Raw genomic sequence first — 16,376 nt, forward strand, 5'->3', positions numbered from 1 at the left:
CCATTCTGTTTTCTGCGGTAAGGAAGCCTATTGATGAGTCAAGCGACAAGCGTGTCCGTTCCTGTAACGAATTTGTGCCATATTTCCCGGACACTACCGTACTTTAGCGATTGGTCGGCTCCTGAGCTTAAGTCCGTGGTGTCAGGCTGCCGCACGCTGCAGATGTCTGCTCCGCAGCGTATTATCCAGGTTAACGGGATGGAGCCTTTCGCCTATTTTCTGGTGAAAGGAGAGGTGACGGTGGAAATGCCGACAGGCGAGATCCGAACTATCCGTGAGGGTGATCCGGATGCGGGATACCCCATTGCTAATCTGCGGCCCAGCCCTTACAGCGTAACGGCGGCAGCGGGGGCGATTTTGTTGCGCATCGAAGCTTCAAAGCTGCGCAGCCATCAAGCCTCACGCAAACCTGCCAGTCTGTTCACTGATGATGAAGTCGCCGGCCTTGACTGGATCGATCACCCGTTGGTGACCCGTTTAATAAAACAGGCTCGTAACGGAACTCTCTCGTTGCCCGCAATGCCGGGAATCGCTTTGCGGGTACGAAAATCGCTGGAACGGGATGACTATCGACTGAATGAGATTGTGGCGATCATTTCTGCGGATCCGGCCATTGTTGCGCGCCTGTTGAATATCGCTAACAGTGCACTGTTCCGGGGCTGCCGTCCGTGTGAATCAGTAAGAACCGGGTTGCAACGGTTAGGGGTGAACAAGACGTTGCAGATTGTTATGAGTTTGGCGGCGCGGGATTTGTTTGTGGTGAAGGACGCAAATCTGAAGAAGCTGATGCTGCAACGCTGGCGCCACGCAATCGATATTGCGGCTTTGTGTGCCGTGTTGGCGAGGCATACCCAGGGGCTGCAAAGTGAAAATGCGTTATTAGCGGGATTGTTGCATGAAATCGGTGCATTGCCGCTGCTGCGATCGGTGTCCTCTTATCCGGATTTGCTGGCGCAACCGGAGGTGCTTCAGGATATGCTTGACCGACTTACCCCGGAGCTGACGGCCATGTCGCTGCACCAGTGGGGTTTCGAAGACGCTTTCATTACTGCAGCACGGCACCAGAATAACTGGTTTCGTGACCATGACGGTCCGGCGGACTATACGGATGTGTTATTGCTCGCGCATCTGCATGCGCTGGCGGGTCAGCGAGCGCGACTCAAATTACCCCGGATAGATGAAATCCCGGCGTTTCAGAAGTTGGCTGCCGGGCAACTGACGCCGCAGTTGAGCCTGGGAGTTTTGGATGAAGCCAAAGGGCAAATCCAGGAGCTGAAATCGTTGCTGGCGTAAGCGAACGTTGCTGTGTGAATTGGGGCGCGGTTAGCGCTGTTTTTTTAACGAGTCGGCCAATCTTGCGCGGCTCTGTTCCAGCCACTGCCTGCGATCGATATTGGCTTTATCGAACATCGGGCTGCCGCCCACATCCTGCAACATAATGACGCCATGCAGTGAGCCTCGCATCTGCATGGCAACGGAAAGCGGGTCAGATTCCGGGGCGAGGTTGGTGGTGTTGTCGTTGATGCCCAGTTGAACGCACTCTGTCATCAGTCCCATGATGCGGGATTCATGTTCAGAGAATTCCTGTTGCGATGGTGTGATCTCCTCCTCAGTTTGAATCGCAGAACTGGCCAGGCTGCAGGCCAGGGTCAGAATGCGAAACTGACTGGTGTCCTCCAGATAGAAGTCCACATAGGCGCGGCCCAACGCGTTCAGCTTTTCGATTCCGGTTTGGCCCTGAGCCGAATATTGCTGCATGCGCTGGAAAAGAATTTCAGACGCCCGTCCGCACAAACCCAGATGAATATCTTCTTTGTCACGGAAATAAACATAGAGTAATGCCCGGCTTAGCCCTGCACTCTTTGCGATAGAATCCATGGAGGTTTTATCGAAACGCTCCTGCAGGAACGCTTCCTCAGCGGCGTCCAGGATGGCTTCCCGGCGGGCCAGCTTTTCGTCGTCGTTGCGGGATCGTGGTTTCACGGTGTAGCAGCCTCCTTTTACTCATAAGATAATTGACATATTGCCATTAATTAACATAATGTCAATTAGCATAGCATATCAGCGTCAAACAGCGGAGGCGTTCGTGAAAACCAAAATCCTAATCAGTATAGTCGTGGTCGGAGTGGCTGCAACCGTGTGGCAGGTGCGCCCGGTGGCCGAGACTGTGCAGAGGACCCCGGCAGCATTGCCGATCCGGGTGGCAGAAGTGTCAAAAGAGCCACTGGTTGAGTCCAGAGTTTTTACCGGAACGACACGACCGGTGAACCGGGCTGTGGTCCGGTCTCAGATTGCGGGCAGGGTGGCAAAGTTACCCGCGTTTCTGGGTCAGCAAGTAAAGCAGGGCGATTTGTTATTGGAATTGTACAACCCCGAAGCCGCTCCGGCCGTGTTGATTGCGGAACGCCAGTGGCGTCAGGCACAGTCACAACAGGGGCAGCGCCAACGGGATTACGACCGCCTACAAGCATTGGTAAAGAAAGGCACTGCCAGTAAGCAAGAGCATGAGCAGGCGCGTACCGCGCTGGAAACAGCGAATGACGCTATGCTGGGTGCCGAGAGTGAATATCATCGGGCGCAACAGCTGGATGCAGAGCGGTTAATCCGCGCCCCCTTCGACGGGGTGGTTACCGCGATAGATACCGACATTGGTGAAGTGGTTTCTCCGGGACAACATCTGATCCGGGTGGCTGATCCGGGGCAGGTTGAGCTGGAGCTGGTGGTCAGTCAGGACATTGCCGACAGTCTCCAAATAGCCGATGCAGTGAATGTCACCTTACCGTTGTCAGGCGATGCCCAACGAAAAGCGGTGGTGGCCGAAATCAGCCCGTTCCGTGAGCGGCGAGCGTTACCGACAATTGTTTTACGCTTCCCGTCGGGGGATGTGCGGCCGGGCATTGCCGCCAGTGCGCACTTCCATTATGAACAGGGTGAAGCGTATCAGGTTCCTGTGGGTGCCCTAGTGAGTAATGGTGACGGTGCTATTTTGTATCGCGTCGACAACGACAATAAAGCGTGGCAAGTACCGGTGAAGGTTCTGGATATGCAAAATCAGTTGGTCGCGATTCATGGTGATCTGAACAGCGGTGACAGAGTGGTGGTGGCCGGTAGTCATCGCTTGCATAACGGGGCATTGGTAAGCTCCCAGCCAGACCCGAAATCAGATAATCAGCCGGAACAGTAGCCATGAAATTGTTTGAAATAATGCGGCATTACCAGCGTTTGGCATACGCATTAACCGGCATGTTAATCATGGTCGGCATTGCCTCCTGGTTTACGATGGCGCGACAGGAAGATCCCAGCTTTCCCCAGCGTGCCGGATTGATCAAGGTCGTCTTTCCCGGGGTGACCGCCGGGCAAATTGAAAAACTGATCACCGAACCATTGGAAGAACAGCTCACGGAAGTGGAAGAGTTACGGTCGATTAAGTCCACTTCCAGAGACGATGTGGTGCTGGTAGTAATGCAGCTACAGGATCGTATTTATGATACCGATGCCGCCTGGGACCGGGTGCGTCGTGCGATGGAAAAGGCAGAGCGCGATTTTCCCCAGGGGGTCGTTGAATTTTCTCTGGATGATCAACGGGTTGAGATTCCGGCTGTGGTAATCAGCGTGGTCGGCAGTGGCGATATCGTGTCGATGGCCGAACAGGCGGAGAAGTTAAAAAAGCAATTGCTTCATGTGGCCGGTGTTTCCCGCATAGAAATTAATGGCGATCCGGAAAAAGAATTACGTATTGAGCTGGATAATAATACGCTCAATCAACTGGGCATTAACCGCGATCAGGTGGTCGCTGCGATTCAGACCCATAATAAAATTATTCCCGGCGGACTAATACGCACCGGTAATCAGGGATTGAGAATCGCCAGCGGCTCCGATCTGCAACACACCGGTGACATCGAAGCGATACCAATTGCCTTACCGAACGGTCAGCGTATTCCGCTGCACGCTTTGGGTAAAATCAGCATTGCGCCAAAGGAACCGAAAGCAGCCCAGTCCTATCATAAAGGGGCGCGAGCAGTTTCTTTGGGTATTTTTCTGCAGCGTGGCCAGGTCGATTCCATAAAATTCGGGGTTGCATTGCGTGAGCGTCTCGATTCGGTTCGTGAACAATACGCACCGTTAAAAATCGAAGAAATATTTTTCCAGCCAGATTTTGTGGCAGATCGGCTTTCGGGGCTGCAACTCAGTTTGCTCGGCAGCATCAGTATCATCGCCCTGGCCGTGGTGTTTGCATTGGGCTGGCGGAACGGGTTGATGGTGGCTTCGGTAGTGCCGGTCGTGGCGATAATCGCATTAGCAATTTACAGTATCGGTGGCGGTGTGTTGCACCAGATTGCGGTAATCGGAGTGGTTATTTCATTGGGTATCCTGGTGGATAACGCAATCGTTGTGGTAGAAGCCATTGAGCAGGGCTTGCAGCAGGGGTTGAACCGAAAAGCAGCGGTCAAAGAGGCGGTTGCCAAGATGGCCTTTCCTTTGTTTACGTCGACTGGCACCACCGTTGCGGCGTTTATTCCGTTGTTGCTGAGTAAGGGCGGAACCGGAGACTTTACCCGCGGTGTGCCGGTGATGATCATTCTTTCTTTGATCATCAGCTACATCATTTCGGTGTTAGTACTGCCCCTATTGGCTGAGCACCTGGTGCGTGAACGGGTGCGAAAAAAGAGTCGATTTCTGGAGTACACGTCAGAAAAACTGGTGAGTATCAGCCGGTATCATGCGGGTAAAGCGATGATAGTCGGGCTGGCTGCCTTGGTATTGACTCTTGCTTTGCTGCCAATGCTGAAGCTCCAGTTTTTCCCTTCCGCAGACCGGGATCAGGTTTATATTGATATAACGCTGCCCGGTGATGCCACTCTTGAACGAACCCTGACATTGAGTAGTCAAGTAGAAGAAGCACTGCTGGAGCGAATCGATGTCAGCGATGTTTTCAGGTCAGTGGGTATGACGGGCTTCCGTTTCTACTACAATCTGGATGGCGTGCCGGATTCCACAAACTTGGCGCGACTGATGGTCAATACGACGGGGCTGGCGGCGAACCAGCATATAATTGATTGGGTCGAAGATACTTTGCAGCCCCGGTTTCCGGAAGCAACGTTAATTGCCAAGAAGTTGGGTCAAGGACCGCCTTCACCTGCTCCGGTTGAAATCCGGCTGATCGGGCAAAGTCAATCGCAACTGTTTAAAGCGGCAGATCAGGTTAAAGCGATATTGGCGCGGGCGCCGGGAACCCATATGATTCGCGATGACCTGGATACCGGGATTGCCGAATTTTCGGTACGCGTTGAGAATAATACCGCGCAGGAGTTGGGCATCAGCAATGAACAAGTGGCGACGGGATTGTTTGGTCAATCACGAGGATTGAATGCCGGCGAGTATCGGTACGGTGATGATCCAATTACCATCCGTATCCGTTCTGACGGGGGTGATCATACACAGGCTGAAGAGTTACGCAGCCTCTACCTGTATGACGAGAATGGCGATGCCGTTCCGTTGGATGCCGTTGCGGAAGTGTCTGCACAATGGAGCCCGGCGGTGATTCACCATTATGGCGGGCAACGTTCGGTGACTATGTTGAGTGAGCTGTTACCTGGTGCGGCTTACAACGAAGTGCTGGCGGCATTAGACAAGGAATTAGAACACCAGCCACTGCCGGATGGGGTAGAGCTGGAATTGGGCGGTGATGCAGAAGGGTCATCCAAAGCCAATAATGCGCTGTTGAAAACCGCTCCGCTGGGCATTATGTTGTTGTTGTTCTTCATGTTGTTGCAGTTCAATAGTTTTCGGCGCCTGGGTATTATCCTGACCACCATTCCGCTTTCCGCGATGGGTATCATTCCGGGCCTGTTCCTGAGCGGTCAGCCATTCGGCTTTCAATCTTTGCTGGGTGTGATCGCTCTGATCGGCATTGTCGTCAATAATGCGATTGTATTATTGGATTTAGTGGATGCTCGTTTGGCTGAAGGGGTTTCCGTGGATGAGGCGGTAGCGCAGTCAATCCGGGAACGTACCGCACCCATTCTGTTGACTACAGCGACGACGGTGCTGGGATTGTTGCCGCTCGCGTTGTCTGCATCAACATTGTGGCCGCCGATGGCCTGGGCGATTATCTCCGGGCTGATGATGTCGACGTTGCTGACGTTGGTGTTTATACCGGTATTGTGTCGCGTTCTGCTGACTCCATCGCAGTCGTTACCACAGCCGGGAGTAATACCCGCTTAGATCTGTCCGTCCTGTCCGTAACGCTTGACTGCTACAACGCTTATCTGAATTTGTTTTCATCGGAATTCAGATAAGTTTCTTCTTCTGCCGTAGAGGATCGGCCGAGTAGTGTGTTGCGGTGGGGGAAGCGACCGAAGCGTTCCACCACCGCGCTGAGTGCTTGCAGCTTCCGGTCTGCTGCGTTATCCGGCAATGTGGATTGCACCCTGCTCGGTGCCCTCACAAGGGTGAGCATAGCCCTGCTGTAGCAATATAACCCGTTTCGCAGAGGCAATGGTTTCGGGGCGGTGGGCGATGATGATACGGGTCAGATCAAGCCGTTTAATGGCGTCGTTCACCTGCTTTTCCCGCTGCACATCCAGGTGGCTGGTGGCTTCATCCAATAGCAGGATTTTCGGGTTTTTATATAATGCACGGGCCAACAGAATACGCTGTTGCTGGCCGCCGGAAAGGGCGCCACCCATGTCACCGATCAGGGTGTTGTAATGCATCGGCATGGCCATGATATCGTCGTGTATACAGGCCATTTTCGCGCAGCGCATGATGTGCTCCCGATCGGACTCTGGCGCGAAAAAACAAATGTTGTCGGCGATGGAGCCGGCAAATAGATGATCGTCCTGTAACACCGCACCGACCTTGTCCCGGTAAGACTCGATATCTATTTGTTGAAGATTGATCCCGTCAACCATAATCTCGCCACTAACCGGGCTTAGTAAGCCCAGTAATAGTTTCATCAGTGTGGTTTTACCGCAGCCGGATGCCCCGATAATCGCAACACATTCGCCCTCCTCAATATTGAGATTTAGATTTTGCAGGATGAGGGGGGTGGTGTCGGCGTAGGAAAAATTCAGTGCTTTTATCTCAATGCGATAGCCGGTAGCGACAGGGCGGGTATCATGGGTGCCGTTGGCTCGCTCCGGCTCTGTTAGCGCGATGTCGGACACCCGCTCGCTATGCAATCCCAGCATTTTATATTCAATAGCCTTTTCAATCAGTGCGATGGTCCGGGTGCTGAATTGCTCTTTATAAGCCAGGAATGCGATCAGCATACCCACAGAAAAATGTTGATCCAGAATCAATAAAGCGCCAATCCAGATCACCAGAATATTCTCGACACTGAAAATCAGGTTGTTGGCAATGCGATAGACTATCTGCAGTTTCTGGTAGCGGACATCGGCATTGAAATGGTCGACGACCAGGTTTTGGAAGTGGGCATTGCGATGGGTAATCCGGTTGAACAGTTTTATGCTCTGGATACCACGAACGGTTTCAAGCAGGTTGCTGTGTTGTATCGCTGAACGGTGAATTTTTTCTTCAGTGGCGGCTCTGAGTGGTGCGAACAGGATTGTGCGGAGACACAGATAACAGACAGTCGCCAGTATCACGATGCAGGATAATTTAATGCTGTAAATCAGCATCATAATGGCAGTGAAAAAAGCCATTAGACCATCAATTACGGCTTCCAGAAAGCTATGGGTCAGCGTGCGCTGAATCACGTTCATGGATTCAAAGCGCGATACTATGTCTCCCAGGTGCCGGCGTTCAAAAAACGAGTAGGGCAGGTTGAGCATTTTGCGGAAAAGGTTGCTCAATAGCTGCAAGTTAACGGTGCTACCCAGAACCAATACCACCCAGCTACGTACCGCTTCGACTACCACCTTGAACAAGACCAGCAATAAAAATCCCAGTGCAATTACATGCAATAAGTTCCTGTCCCCTGAAACAATAGCGTCATCCAGCACCAATTGTGTGAACCAGGGCATTAACAAGGTAAGAAATTCAAGCGCTAACGCCAGTAGCAGGATTTGTATAACGGAAAGCCGGATACCCGGCAGCTTTCCCAGAAGATGCAGCAGTTTAAGCCGTACTGCTGGCTTGTGAACGGTAAACTCCTGGTCCGGGGTTAACTCCAGCGCTATACCGGTAAAATGCGGCGAGGCCTGGTGCCATTCCATCACCAGTTTGCCCCTGGATGGGTCGTGTAGCGTCAGCGCTTGTCCTTTGACTCGGGTAAGCACGACGAAGTGATTAAAGTTCCAGTGCAGAATCGCGGGCAATCTGAGTTGATTCAGTTCTTTTAGTTCAATCCGTAATGGGCGGCATTGAAAGTTCAGTTGCCTGGAGAACAGCATCAAATGCTGCAACGTAATGCCCTGTAAAGAACTGCTGAACCGGCTGCGCAGTCCCGGCATATCCAGATGCATGCGATGAAATCCCGCCACCATTGCCAGACAGGCAAGTCCGCATTCAGAAGCTTCGGATTGCATGATCATCGGCGTTGAGCGGCGACCGGAAAAATCAATGTGTCTCATAATTTTCCTGCCAGGCTAAAAAGCGGATCGAATACCCATCGGTATAAAGGCTGCTTGTCCAGCAGAATATCTGCCTCCAATAGCATGCCGGATTGCAGTGGCAACGTTTGCCGGTACGCCAGCAAGCTTTGTTGTTCCGGTTCCACTACCACCCGATAAGCCGGCTCCTGAAGGCGGATAGGTAGTAGCGTTTCATTGGCTGCAATCATTACTCGGGACATTTCAGTTATCTTGCCAGGCTGGCTGCCAAAGCGTTGAAACGGGAACGCTTCGTAGCGTAGTGAAACAGGCTGCCCGGTGGTAATAAAACCGATGGCTTTGCTGGGCACTAATAAATGAGCTTGCATATGTGAGTTTACTGGCAAGATCGACAGCAGTGGCTTATCCGGGGTAGCCAATTGCCCTGGCTCGATAAGTATCGCGCTGGTGGTTCCTGTAACGGGAGCACGTATCGCTACACTGCGTTTTGAACGTTGCTCCGTTATCTGTTGTGCAACCGAGGCAATCTGCCGGTCCAGCTGCATTTGATTGCGGGAAAACCGGTGAGGGTTGGAGGCGATTTCGGTATTCAGGCTGGCGATGGCACGCTGTAATTGTAATTTGTCCCGTTTCAGGCTGTGTAATTCCCCTTCCAGTGTCAGCAGCCGGTCCCGTTGTTCCCGTGTCTGTAATTCTGAGGTAAAACGCTTGGAGTTCAGATCGATAAATTTATCCAGGGTAATACGGGCATTGTGATGACGTTGCTGCAACGAACGGATCTCTTGCGATAATTGTTGCGATTCGTGCTTCAGCGCTTGCAGCCGATTGTCCATTTCGGTGCGCTGGAGTGCATTCAGCTCCTGCTGCTGTTTACGTTCCAACAGTAAACTACGGTGCCGACGTTGAAGCTGTTCAATAATCTCGGATTGTGCCTGACTGTTTTCCGCAGATGATTGTTCTGATGAAAGCACAAAAAGTACGTCATCTTTTTCCACCGCCTGGCCCTCGCTAACCTGTTTTTCAATGACCGTACCGGATTGGGGGGTAAATACTTTAATCATGCCCTGGCTCGGTACCAGGAAACCGGGCACGGTTTGCTTCCGGTGGTATTCACCTAGCACAATAAAGCAGATCAACAGCAGACAGAGAAAGAGGAAACTGATCGTAGCCGGAAGAAAATAGGAAGAATGGATAGCAAAGGCATCGCCCATCGGGGTAGATTCCTGATGGGCGATGGCTTCCTCCCTGAATAGTGACTCGGACATATCAGTGGTTTTCCGGATCAGCAGCCATACGGATTTCCGCACTCGGATTGAAGTCGTTGGTTACTACCTGCGGGCAACGCATGCAGGCCGCTCGTCCTTCTTGCTGCCACCAGCGGCATTCAGCGCGGATACTGCAAACCGGTAAGCTCTCACTGACAATAGGCACCCAGCGCACGGTTTTTTCAACCAAACGGCATTTCGATTGCGCTTCGCTATAGTGATCGCAAGCGCTGCAGGCACAAGGTGCTGCAAAACGAAACACTTCTGCGGGCGCAACCGGCTCGGCCAACTTCAGCAGTTCTGCGGTGACCGGCGCGGGGGTGTTCAGATACGCCGTTGCCGGCGTATCCGAGGTTCCACCGACGACACCGAACACCTTCGCATCCTGCCAGTCAGGTTGTGCACTGGGGCAGAGTGATGGTTTATCGGAGTGAGTGGCCATTACAAACCCATCACGCCTAATGTGGGCATACCAGCGAATGTACCTGCGTCGATAGCCGGGGTCATGACGTTGGCTTTCATGGAGGTAGCCTTCATCAACTCCATGCGGCCACCATTGATGAGCTCCATTGCGAATTGCGCAGCACCACCACCCACCTGACACAGCTCCTCTTCACTTAATTCCCGTAGTTTCACATTACGGGCAGCGACCGCGCGCTCAACACCCGCAGCCGCAACAGTAGGGATATCCTGATGGCGTATGCGTGCGATTTTTTTGAATACAGTGTCCATAGTCTTTCTCCATTTGAATTTAGTTTGTGTGTACCCGCGTCCAGACAAAAAGAGCTGGATACCTTTTCAGCGTACGTCCAGAGAGGTGCGCAGCACTATTAACTAGTGGATGTAAGAGCAGAGGATTTGTGCACAGTCCAAGGGGGTGATATTTGGTGTTTCTATTTTGCGCCGCGGAGCCGGGCCAGATCTGGTTCGTAAACCGCGGATTGGGTGGCCCTGTTTGAAAACAGGGCTAGCTCGGTGAGGGTCGTTACTAATTACCTTCAAAGTAGGGAAAATGTACTTGCATAGATGAGTGAAAATAGCCGCGGTGTCGGTAGTCGCCTTATAGCTGGCGTTCTGAAAAAGGAGCCGCGCCTTTTTCCTGGTTGCGTTTTACCGAAGTGCGTTGATTTTTTCGACCTATGATTCGTCGTTGCCATATGCGTTCTGCTTTTAACGCAGCGCTGTCCAGAACCCGCCAGGCATCCTGTAGCAAATATTTTGCGGCCGCTACTGAATCGGGTGAGCGGGTTTTAATTTCGTCTATTAACTGCAGTGCTTTCTGGTGAGGATCATCGCTCAAGTGGGTAATCAATCCGATTTCCCTGGCTTGTTCGGCGTCCAGTATGCGACCGGTCATGGTGAGCTCTTTTGCCACATCCAGAGGCAGCAATTCCCGCATTGTTAGGCAGCCACCCATATCAGGCACTAAGCCCCATTTGGCTTCCATCATGGAAATCTTTGCTTGCGGGTGGCTGATCCGGATGTCTGCACCTAATGCCAATTGCAAGCCGGCACCAAAGCAGTTGCCATGCATGACTGCTATCACCGGCACGCCTACTTCACGCCATCCGATGCTCCAGGTTTGAAAATCATTCCGATAAAGGCTCCATAACTTCATGTAGCTGGTGAAAGCGGAAGCGGGTTTTGCCAACACACTTTTAAAGTCCAGGCCGGAGCAAAATGACGCACCTGCGCCCTGCACTATAACCGCGCGAATTCCTTTCAGCTTACGCGCTTTTTTCTGGGCTTTAATCATGGCCCTAAGCATTTCCAGGTCCATGCCGTTGTGTTTTTCGGGGCGGTTCAGGGTGACATAAGCAATATCGTTTTCTACATTCAGGGTGACGCGCTCACTCATCGTAGCTCCTTAAGATAATGTTTGAAGACCGTAGGTGTGCTCGGAGATATCCCGGATTGAATGGTGCCTGCCGGTAAAAAATCTATCTTACCAGTTTAATAGTGCTTCCCAATGCGAAACTACGAAGGCGGTTTTGAGTGATACCTTCTGTTTAAAAAATGATCTGTAAGTTTCAGGTGAAGACAGACGAGCGCGCCTTTGTGCAGGAGTTTTACAAGTTTGTGGAATTTCTTTGTTAATCTGGTTGCCTGCATACTCACCCTGACGCAGGTTGTTTGGTATAGTGCGGGTGGGTTGCTCTTCGTGCTTCCAAATGATTTTATAGGGTGGTAAGTTGTCCTGGACGCTTCGAAGTGGAATATCTAATTATAACTCTCAAGGAGAAATGACCATGAAATTACACCACATTGCCTTTTCCGTAGTGCTGGCATTTGGGTTGATCGGCTGTGAAAAGTCAAAAGAGACTGCTGATAGTGCAGCAGACTCAATTTCTTCAGCAGCAGAAACTGTCGGGGATAAAACTTCAGAAATGGCGGAATCTGCGAAAGAAATGGGCAGCGATGCCATGGACAGCGTAAGTGACGCAGCGGATGATGCGATGGATTCTGCCGAAAATATGGCAGCTGACGCCGGGGACAGCATGGACGATATGGCGGATGACGCTGAAGATGCAGGTGATGACGCCATGGATAAAACGGATGAGGCACTGAACGACGCCGAAAACAAAGTTAAATCTATGACCGAATAGTTTGAAGCATCGTGCCGCTTTAGCAGATCGGGTTTATTGATCTGCTAAAGGTGGCGAATACGATGGCGCTCCTTCCAGATAACGTCCTTCCCGTTAAATACCTTTTACTGCTCTGATCGCAGCCAGAATCGCTTCCGGCGTTGCCGGTGCTTGTAGTGGTGGAGAGATATTCTGTTGTCCTGCCTGTGCAATGGCATCCCTGATGGCGAAAAATACTGAAAATGGCAGTAGCAATGGGGGTTCACCCACTGCTTTGGAGCGCAATACGGTGTCGACGCCATTGGGGTTGCTGAATAATGTTGTATTGAGCAGATCCGGGCAATCATGGGTCGCTGGAATTTTATAGGTAGAGGGAGCGTGCGTGGTCAGCTTACCGTTCTGATCCCAGCACAATTCTTCGGTAGTGAGCCAGCCCATTCCCTGAATATAGGCCCCCTCCACCTGGCCGATATCAATAGCCGGATTAATACTGGTACCCGCATCGTGCAACAAGTCGCCGCGGAGTAATTTCCATTCTCCGGTCAGGGTGTCTACCACCACTTCCGAGACCGCCGCACCATAGGCAAAGTAGTAAAACGGGCTTCCGGTCAGCGTGTCTTTATCCCAGCTTAAATCCGGTGTTTTGTAAAAGCCGTCGGACCATAACTGGATGCGTTCTTCATACGCCTTTTGTACCAATTCAGTAAACCGCATGCGACGGGCCCCGGCCGTAATGTGGTTGCCTGAAAACTCGATTTGCTCAGGTTCGGATTGCAGTAATGTGGCAGCCAGAGTAGTCAAGCGCTGGCGGATCTGTGCGGCTGCGTTCTGTGCTGCCTTGCCATTGAGGTCGCTTCCGGTGGATGCAGCCGTGGCGGAGGTATTGGCCACTTTACTGGTATCGGCTGCGGTCGCCCGCACCTGATTCAGACTGATACCCAACTCGCGGGCAACAACCTGGCACACTTTGGTATTCAGCCCCTGACCCATCTCAGTACCACCGTGGTTCACTAACACAGAGCCGTCAGTGTAGACGTGCACCAGCGCACCCGCTTGGTTAAAGTGTTTAACATTAAAAGAGATTCCGAATTTAACCGGCGTCAGATACAGACCCTTTTTCAGTATGGTGTTGGATTGATTAAAATCCGATACCGCCCGACGCCGTTGCCGGTAATCACTGGTTTCCACCAGTTCGGCCACCAGTTCATGAATGACATTATCTTTAACCGGTTGCCCATAGGGTGTGACATTGCGATCATGGGTGCCGTAGAAATTAGTCATGCGTACATCCAGCGGATCCATTTTTAATTCACGGGCGATGTCATCCAGAATGTATTCGATTGCAATGGCGCCTTGTGGACCGCCGAATCCACGAAATGCGGTATTGCTTTGTGTATTGGTCTTGCCGTTAAATGCATTGATGGTAACGTCACTGAGAAAATAAGCATTGTCAAAGTGACAGAGTGCGCGGGTGGCTACCGGCCCGGAAAGATCGGCGGAAAATCCTGCCCTGGTAATCATGTCAATTTTAGCAGCGTTTATTCTGCCCTGATTATCGAACCCCACCGCGTAGTCGTAGGCAAAACAGTGACGTTTGCCGGTAATCATCATGTCATCGTCACGGTCCGGGCGCAGCTTTACCGGGCGTTTTATTTTCCAGGCAGCTAACGCTGCGACTGCGCAAAACAGCGCAGACTGCGATTCCTTGCCGCCAAAGCCCCCACCCATGCGCCGCATTTCCACCACCACCTGATGCGCTCGCAGGTTCAGCAGATGGCACACCACGTGTTGCATCTCGGTGGGATGTTGCGTGGAACTATGCACATGAAAACAGCCGTCTTCCTTGGGTATGACGTAAGCAATCTGTCCTTCAAGATAGAATTGTTCCTGTCCGCCAATGTCGAATGTTCCGCTTAATTGACGCGCGCTGGCCTTTAATTTCTGCTCCGGCTCGCCGCGGGTAAGCGAGATAGGAGGTAACACGTAGTCGTGTGCTGCATGGGCTGCGCGGGGCGTTAATATTGCCGGTAGGGGGCGATATTCGATTTGCCCAAGGCGTGCCGCTCTTTGCGCTTGTTCGCGGGTTTCTGCGACCACCGCAAATATGGGCTGGCCTATATAAAATACTTCGCCCTGTGCCAGCACCGGATCATCGTGAATGATGGGACCGCAATCATTCACGCCTGGAATATCCCCGGCGGTTAAAACGGCGATAACGCCGGGACTATTCCGAACGTTCTGCAAATCCACTGTCGTCAGGATTGCGTGTGCTTGCGTGCTTAACCCCAGTGCGCAGTGGGCCGTACCCGCTATCTCCGCTATATCGTCTATATAGGTTGCTTCACCGGAGACATGTAAATGCGCTGACTCATGGGCTGCCGAATCGGGTTTCATGATGGTTGCTCCGCGAGTGTAAAGGCCCGGGTCTGCAACGGGTTTAGCGGTTGATCATCACGGGTTTCCAGGTAAAAACGATAGAGTAGATTTTTTGCGATCTGGCTACGGTACTCCGCGCTGGCCCGCATATCCGACAGGGGAGTGAAATCCCGGTCCAGTGTCCGCATCGCTGCTTCGACACTATTCTGACTCCATTGCTTTCCGTTGAGAGCGGCTTCGCATTGTGTTGCCCGCTTGGAGGTAGCGGCCATGCCGCCGAATGCAACCCGTGCGCTGTCAATAACGCCATGGGTGATGGTTAGTTGAAATGCGCCGCAGACAGCGGAAATATCAGAATCGTATCGTTTGCAAACTTTCCAGGTGCGGAAGCGTTGTTGTGCCGTAGGTAGGGGTACCATGACGGCGGTGATAACCTCATTTTTGGCGCGGGCCTGTTGTTGATACCCGGTGTATAGCTCTTCCAGCGCCAGGGTACGCTGACCGTCAACATTTTGAAGTTCCACCCTGGCGCCCACCGCAATTAACCAGGGTGCGGAGTCACCGATAGGCGAGCCGTTGGCAAGATTACCGACCAAGGTGCCGGCATTGCGGATGGGAACCGAAGCAAAGCGTTGCCACAACTCGGTAATACCGGGGTAGTAGTGGGCGAGTGCACCATAACTGTCAGTCAGCGACACCGCAGCACCAATGCGGATCACTTGCGGTGAGTGTTCGATTTGCTGTAATGCCGTGACGTTGCCGAGATAGATAATAGTATTCAGCTCGCGGAACTGTTTATTCACCCACAAGCCAATATCAGTGCATCCGGCCAGCAAAGTGCTGTCAGGATGCTGACTGCGTAATGCGAGCAATTGCGCTAGGGTATGCGGTGCAAAGTAGTCACCGGTGTCGTGACGAAAATGGTCCGCATCTTCATCAGACAGATGCGCGGTTAATGTATCCAGTTGCTGTAACTTGTCGTTTTTATCGTATTTTTTCGTGGGCAATCCAAACATGTGTATTCCAGCTGCCAGAATGGGCTTGTAACCGGTGCAACGGCACAAATTTCCGGACAGCAGGGTACGTAATTCCGATTTGGACGGCGCCGTGCCCTGGCTTTGTTTGTCCAGGTAATAACCCCACAACGACATAACGAAGCCCGGTGTACAAAAACCACATTGGGAGCCGTGACAATCCACCATTGCTTGCTGAACCGGATGCAGTTCACCATCGGATTGCCGCAAATACTCCACGGTATAAAGCATTTTGCCGTGCAATGTCGGCACAAACTGGATGCAGGCGTTTACGCTGCGTAATTGCAAGTCATCCCCCTTGCGTTCTCCGATCAGAACGGTGCAGGCACCACAGTCGCCCTCGGCACAGCCTTCTTTTGTTCCTGTTAGCCCACGAATTTCACGTAGATAGCGCAACACGGTCATCGAGGGTGCGATGGTGTCGATGGTGACGCTTTGGTCATTAAGGAGAAATTGAATAGGGTGTAAAGCGGGGGACACGAAGCATCTCCTTGATGGCAATCAATGTCTGGCTGGCAGCCAGCGCTACTTATTGGGTAGTAACTATATTTAAGCTGATTTCATGCCAATTGGTACACAGGCCAAAGGGTTGCGTCGTAA

General features: G+C 52.1%; 13 protein-coding genes. 4 read left to right on the forward strand and 9 right to left on the reverse strand.

What is annotated here, in order from left to right; translation table 11 throughout:
• Nucleotides 1-33 precede the first annotated feature (33 nt).
• Nucleotides 34-1,293 carry an HDOD domain-containing protein gene (locus tag FT643_RS08470; RefSeq protein ID WP_156870943.1) on the forward strand — a complete coding sequence of 420 codons (1,260 nt, stop codon included), beginning with the start codon at nt 34-36 and terminating at the stop codon, nt 1,291-1,293.
• Nucleotides 1,294-1,323: 30 nt separating this feature from the next.
• Here FT643_RS08470 and FT643_RS08475 read toward each other — a convergent pair whose 3' ends face one another.
• A complete protein-coding gene (locus tag FT643_RS08475) occupies nt 1,324-1,983 on the reverse strand; it encodes a TetR/AcrR family transcriptional regulator (RefSeq protein ID WP_156870944.1) in 660 nt (219 codons plus the stop codon).
• Nucleotides 1,984-2,086: 103 nt separating this feature from the next.
• On the opposite strand from FT643_RS08475, the gene FT643_RS08480 reads away from it, so the two are divergent.
• Together FT643_RS08480 and FT643_RS08485 are read left to right on the forward strand one after the other, a co-directional pair.
• Nucleotides 2,087-3,184, forward strand: coding sequence for an efflux RND transporter periplasmic adaptor subunit (locus tag FT643_RS08480; RefSeq protein WP_198043413.1), 1,098 nt, complete (start codon nt 2,087-2,089; stop codon nt 3,182-3,184).
• 2 nt (nt 3,185-3,186) lie between these two features.
• Nucleotides 3,187-6,225, forward strand: a complete 3,039-nt coding sequence (locus FT643_RS08485; protein ID WP_156870946.1) for an efflux RND transporter permease subunit — start codon at nt 3,187-3,189, stop codon at nt 6,223-6,225.
• Nucleotides 6,226-6,265: 40 nt separating this feature from the next.
• On the opposite strand, the gene FT643_RS23125 is transcribed toward FT643_RS08485, so the two are convergent.
• From FT643_RS23125 to FT643_RS08515, 6 genes are all read right to left on the reverse strand, one after another.
• Nucleotides 6,266-6,418 carry a DUF924 family protein gene (locus FT643_RS23125; protein ID WP_232340000.1) on the reverse strand — a complete coding sequence of 51 codons (153 nt, stop codon included), beginning with the start codon at nt 6,416-6,418 and terminating at the stop codon, nt 6,266-6,268.
• The gene (locus tag FT643_RS08495; RefSeq protein ID WP_156870947.1) at nt 6,408-8,537 is read right to left on the reverse strand and encodes a peptidase domain-containing ABC transporter; all 2,130 of its coding nucleotides are present in this window, start codon (nt 8,535-8,537) and stop codon (nt 6,408-6,410) included. The genes FT643_RS23125 and FT643_RS08495 overlap by 11 nt, the downstream gene beginning before the upstream one ends.
• A complete protein-coding gene (locus FT643_RS08500) occupies nt 8,534-9,781 on the reverse strand; it encodes an HlyD family secretion protein (protein ID WP_156870948.1) in 1,248 nt (415 codons plus the stop codon). The genes FT643_RS08495 and FT643_RS08500 overlap by 4 nt, the downstream gene beginning before the upstream one ends.
• Before the next feature lies 1 nt (nt 9,782).
• Nucleotides 9,783-10,223: a nitrogen fixation protein gene (locus FT643_RS08505; RefSeq protein ID WP_156870949.1), complete on the reverse strand. Its 441-nt coding sequence runs from the start codon at nt 10,221-10,223 to the stop codon at nt 9,783-9,785.
• On the reverse strand, nt 10,223-10,513 hold the full coding sequence (locus FT643_RS08510) for a hypothetical protein (RefSeq protein ID WP_156870950.1): 291 nt from the start codon (nt 10,511-10,513) through the stop codon (nt 10,223-10,225). Before FT643_RS08510 ends, FT643_RS08505 begins: the two co-directional genes overlap by 1 nt.
• Before the next feature lie 328 nt (nt 10,514-10,841).
• Nucleotides 10,842-11,639: a crotonase/enoyl-CoA hydratase family protein gene (locus FT643_RS08515; RefSeq protein ID WP_156870951.1), complete on the reverse strand. Its 798-nt coding sequence runs from the start codon at nt 11,637-11,639 to the stop codon at nt 10,842-10,844.
• 391 nt (nt 11,640-12,030) lie between these two features.
• Between FT643_RS08515 and FT643_RS08520 the strand changes: the two genes are divergently transcribed.
• The gene (locus FT643_RS08520; RefSeq protein WP_156870952.1) at nt 12,031-12,387 is read left to right on the forward strand and encodes a hypothetical protein; all 357 of its coding nucleotides are present in this window, start codon (nt 12,031-12,033) and stop codon (nt 12,385-12,387) included.
• A 93-nt stretch (nt 12,388-12,480) separates the two neighbouring features.
• Here the strand turns inward: FT643_RS08520 and xdhB are convergent, their stop codons facing one another.
• Together xdhB and xdhA are read right to left on the reverse strand one after the other, a co-directional pair.
• A complete protein-coding gene (xdhB, locus tag FT643_RS08525) occupies nt 12,481-14,760 on the reverse strand; it encodes a xanthine dehydrogenase molybdopterin binding subunit (protein WP_156870953.1) in 2,280 nt (759 codons plus the stop codon).
• Nucleotides 14,757-16,256, reverse strand: coding sequence for a xanthine dehydrogenase small subunit (gene xdhA / locus FT643_RS08530; RefSeq protein ID WP_317621976.1), 1,500 nt, complete (start codon nt 16,254-16,256; stop codon nt 14,757-14,759). Before xdhA ends, xdhB begins: the two co-directional genes overlap by 4 nt.
• Nucleotides 16,257-16,376: the final 120 nt, after the last annotated feature.

The sequence above is a fragment of the Ketobacter sp. MCCC 1A13808 genome (assembly GCF_009746715.1).
Classification (GTDB): Bacteria; Pseudomonadota; Gammaproteobacteria; order Pseudomonadales; family Ketobacteraceae; genus Ketobacter.

What these genes read in the sequence shown, in the direction of transcription:
- FT643_RS08470 (WP_156870943.1), top strand. Translation starts at nt 34, where the DNA reads ATGAGTCAAGCGACAAGCGTGTCCGTTCCTGTAACGAATTTGTGCCAT.
- FT643_RS08485 (WP_156870946.1), top strand. Translation starts at nt 3,187, where the DNA reads ATGAAATTGTTTGAAATAATGCGGCATTACCAGCGTTTGGCATACGCA.
- FT643_RS08495 (WP_156870947.1), bottom strand. Translation starts at nt 8,537, where the DNA reads ATGAGACACATTGATTTTTCCGGTCGCCGCTCAACGCCGATGATCATG.
- FT643_RS08500 (WP_156870948.1), bottom strand. Translation starts at nt 9,781, where the DNA reads ATGTCCGAGTCACTATTCAGGGAGGAAGCCATCGCCCATCAGGAATCT.
- FT643_RS08505 (WP_156870949.1), bottom strand. Translation starts at nt 10,223, where the DNA reads ATGGCCACTCACTCCGATAAACCATCACTCTGCCCCAGTGCACAACCT.
- FT643_RS08510 (WP_156870950.1), bottom strand. Translation starts at nt 10,513, where the DNA reads ATGGACACTGTATTCAAAAAAATCGCACGCATACGCCATCAGGATATC.
- FT643_RS08515 (WP_156870951.1), bottom strand. Translation starts at nt 11,639, where the DNA reads ATGAGTGAGCGCGTCACCCTGAATGTAGAAAACGATATTGCTTATGTC.
- FT643_RS08520 (WP_156870952.1), top strand. Translation starts at nt 12,031, where the DNA reads ATGAAATTACACCACATTGCCTTTTCCGTAGTGCTGGCATTTGGGTTG.
- xdhB (WP_156870953.1), bottom strand. Translation starts at nt 14,760, where the DNA reads ATGAAACCCGATTCGGCAGCCCATGAGTCAGCGCATTTACATGTCTCC.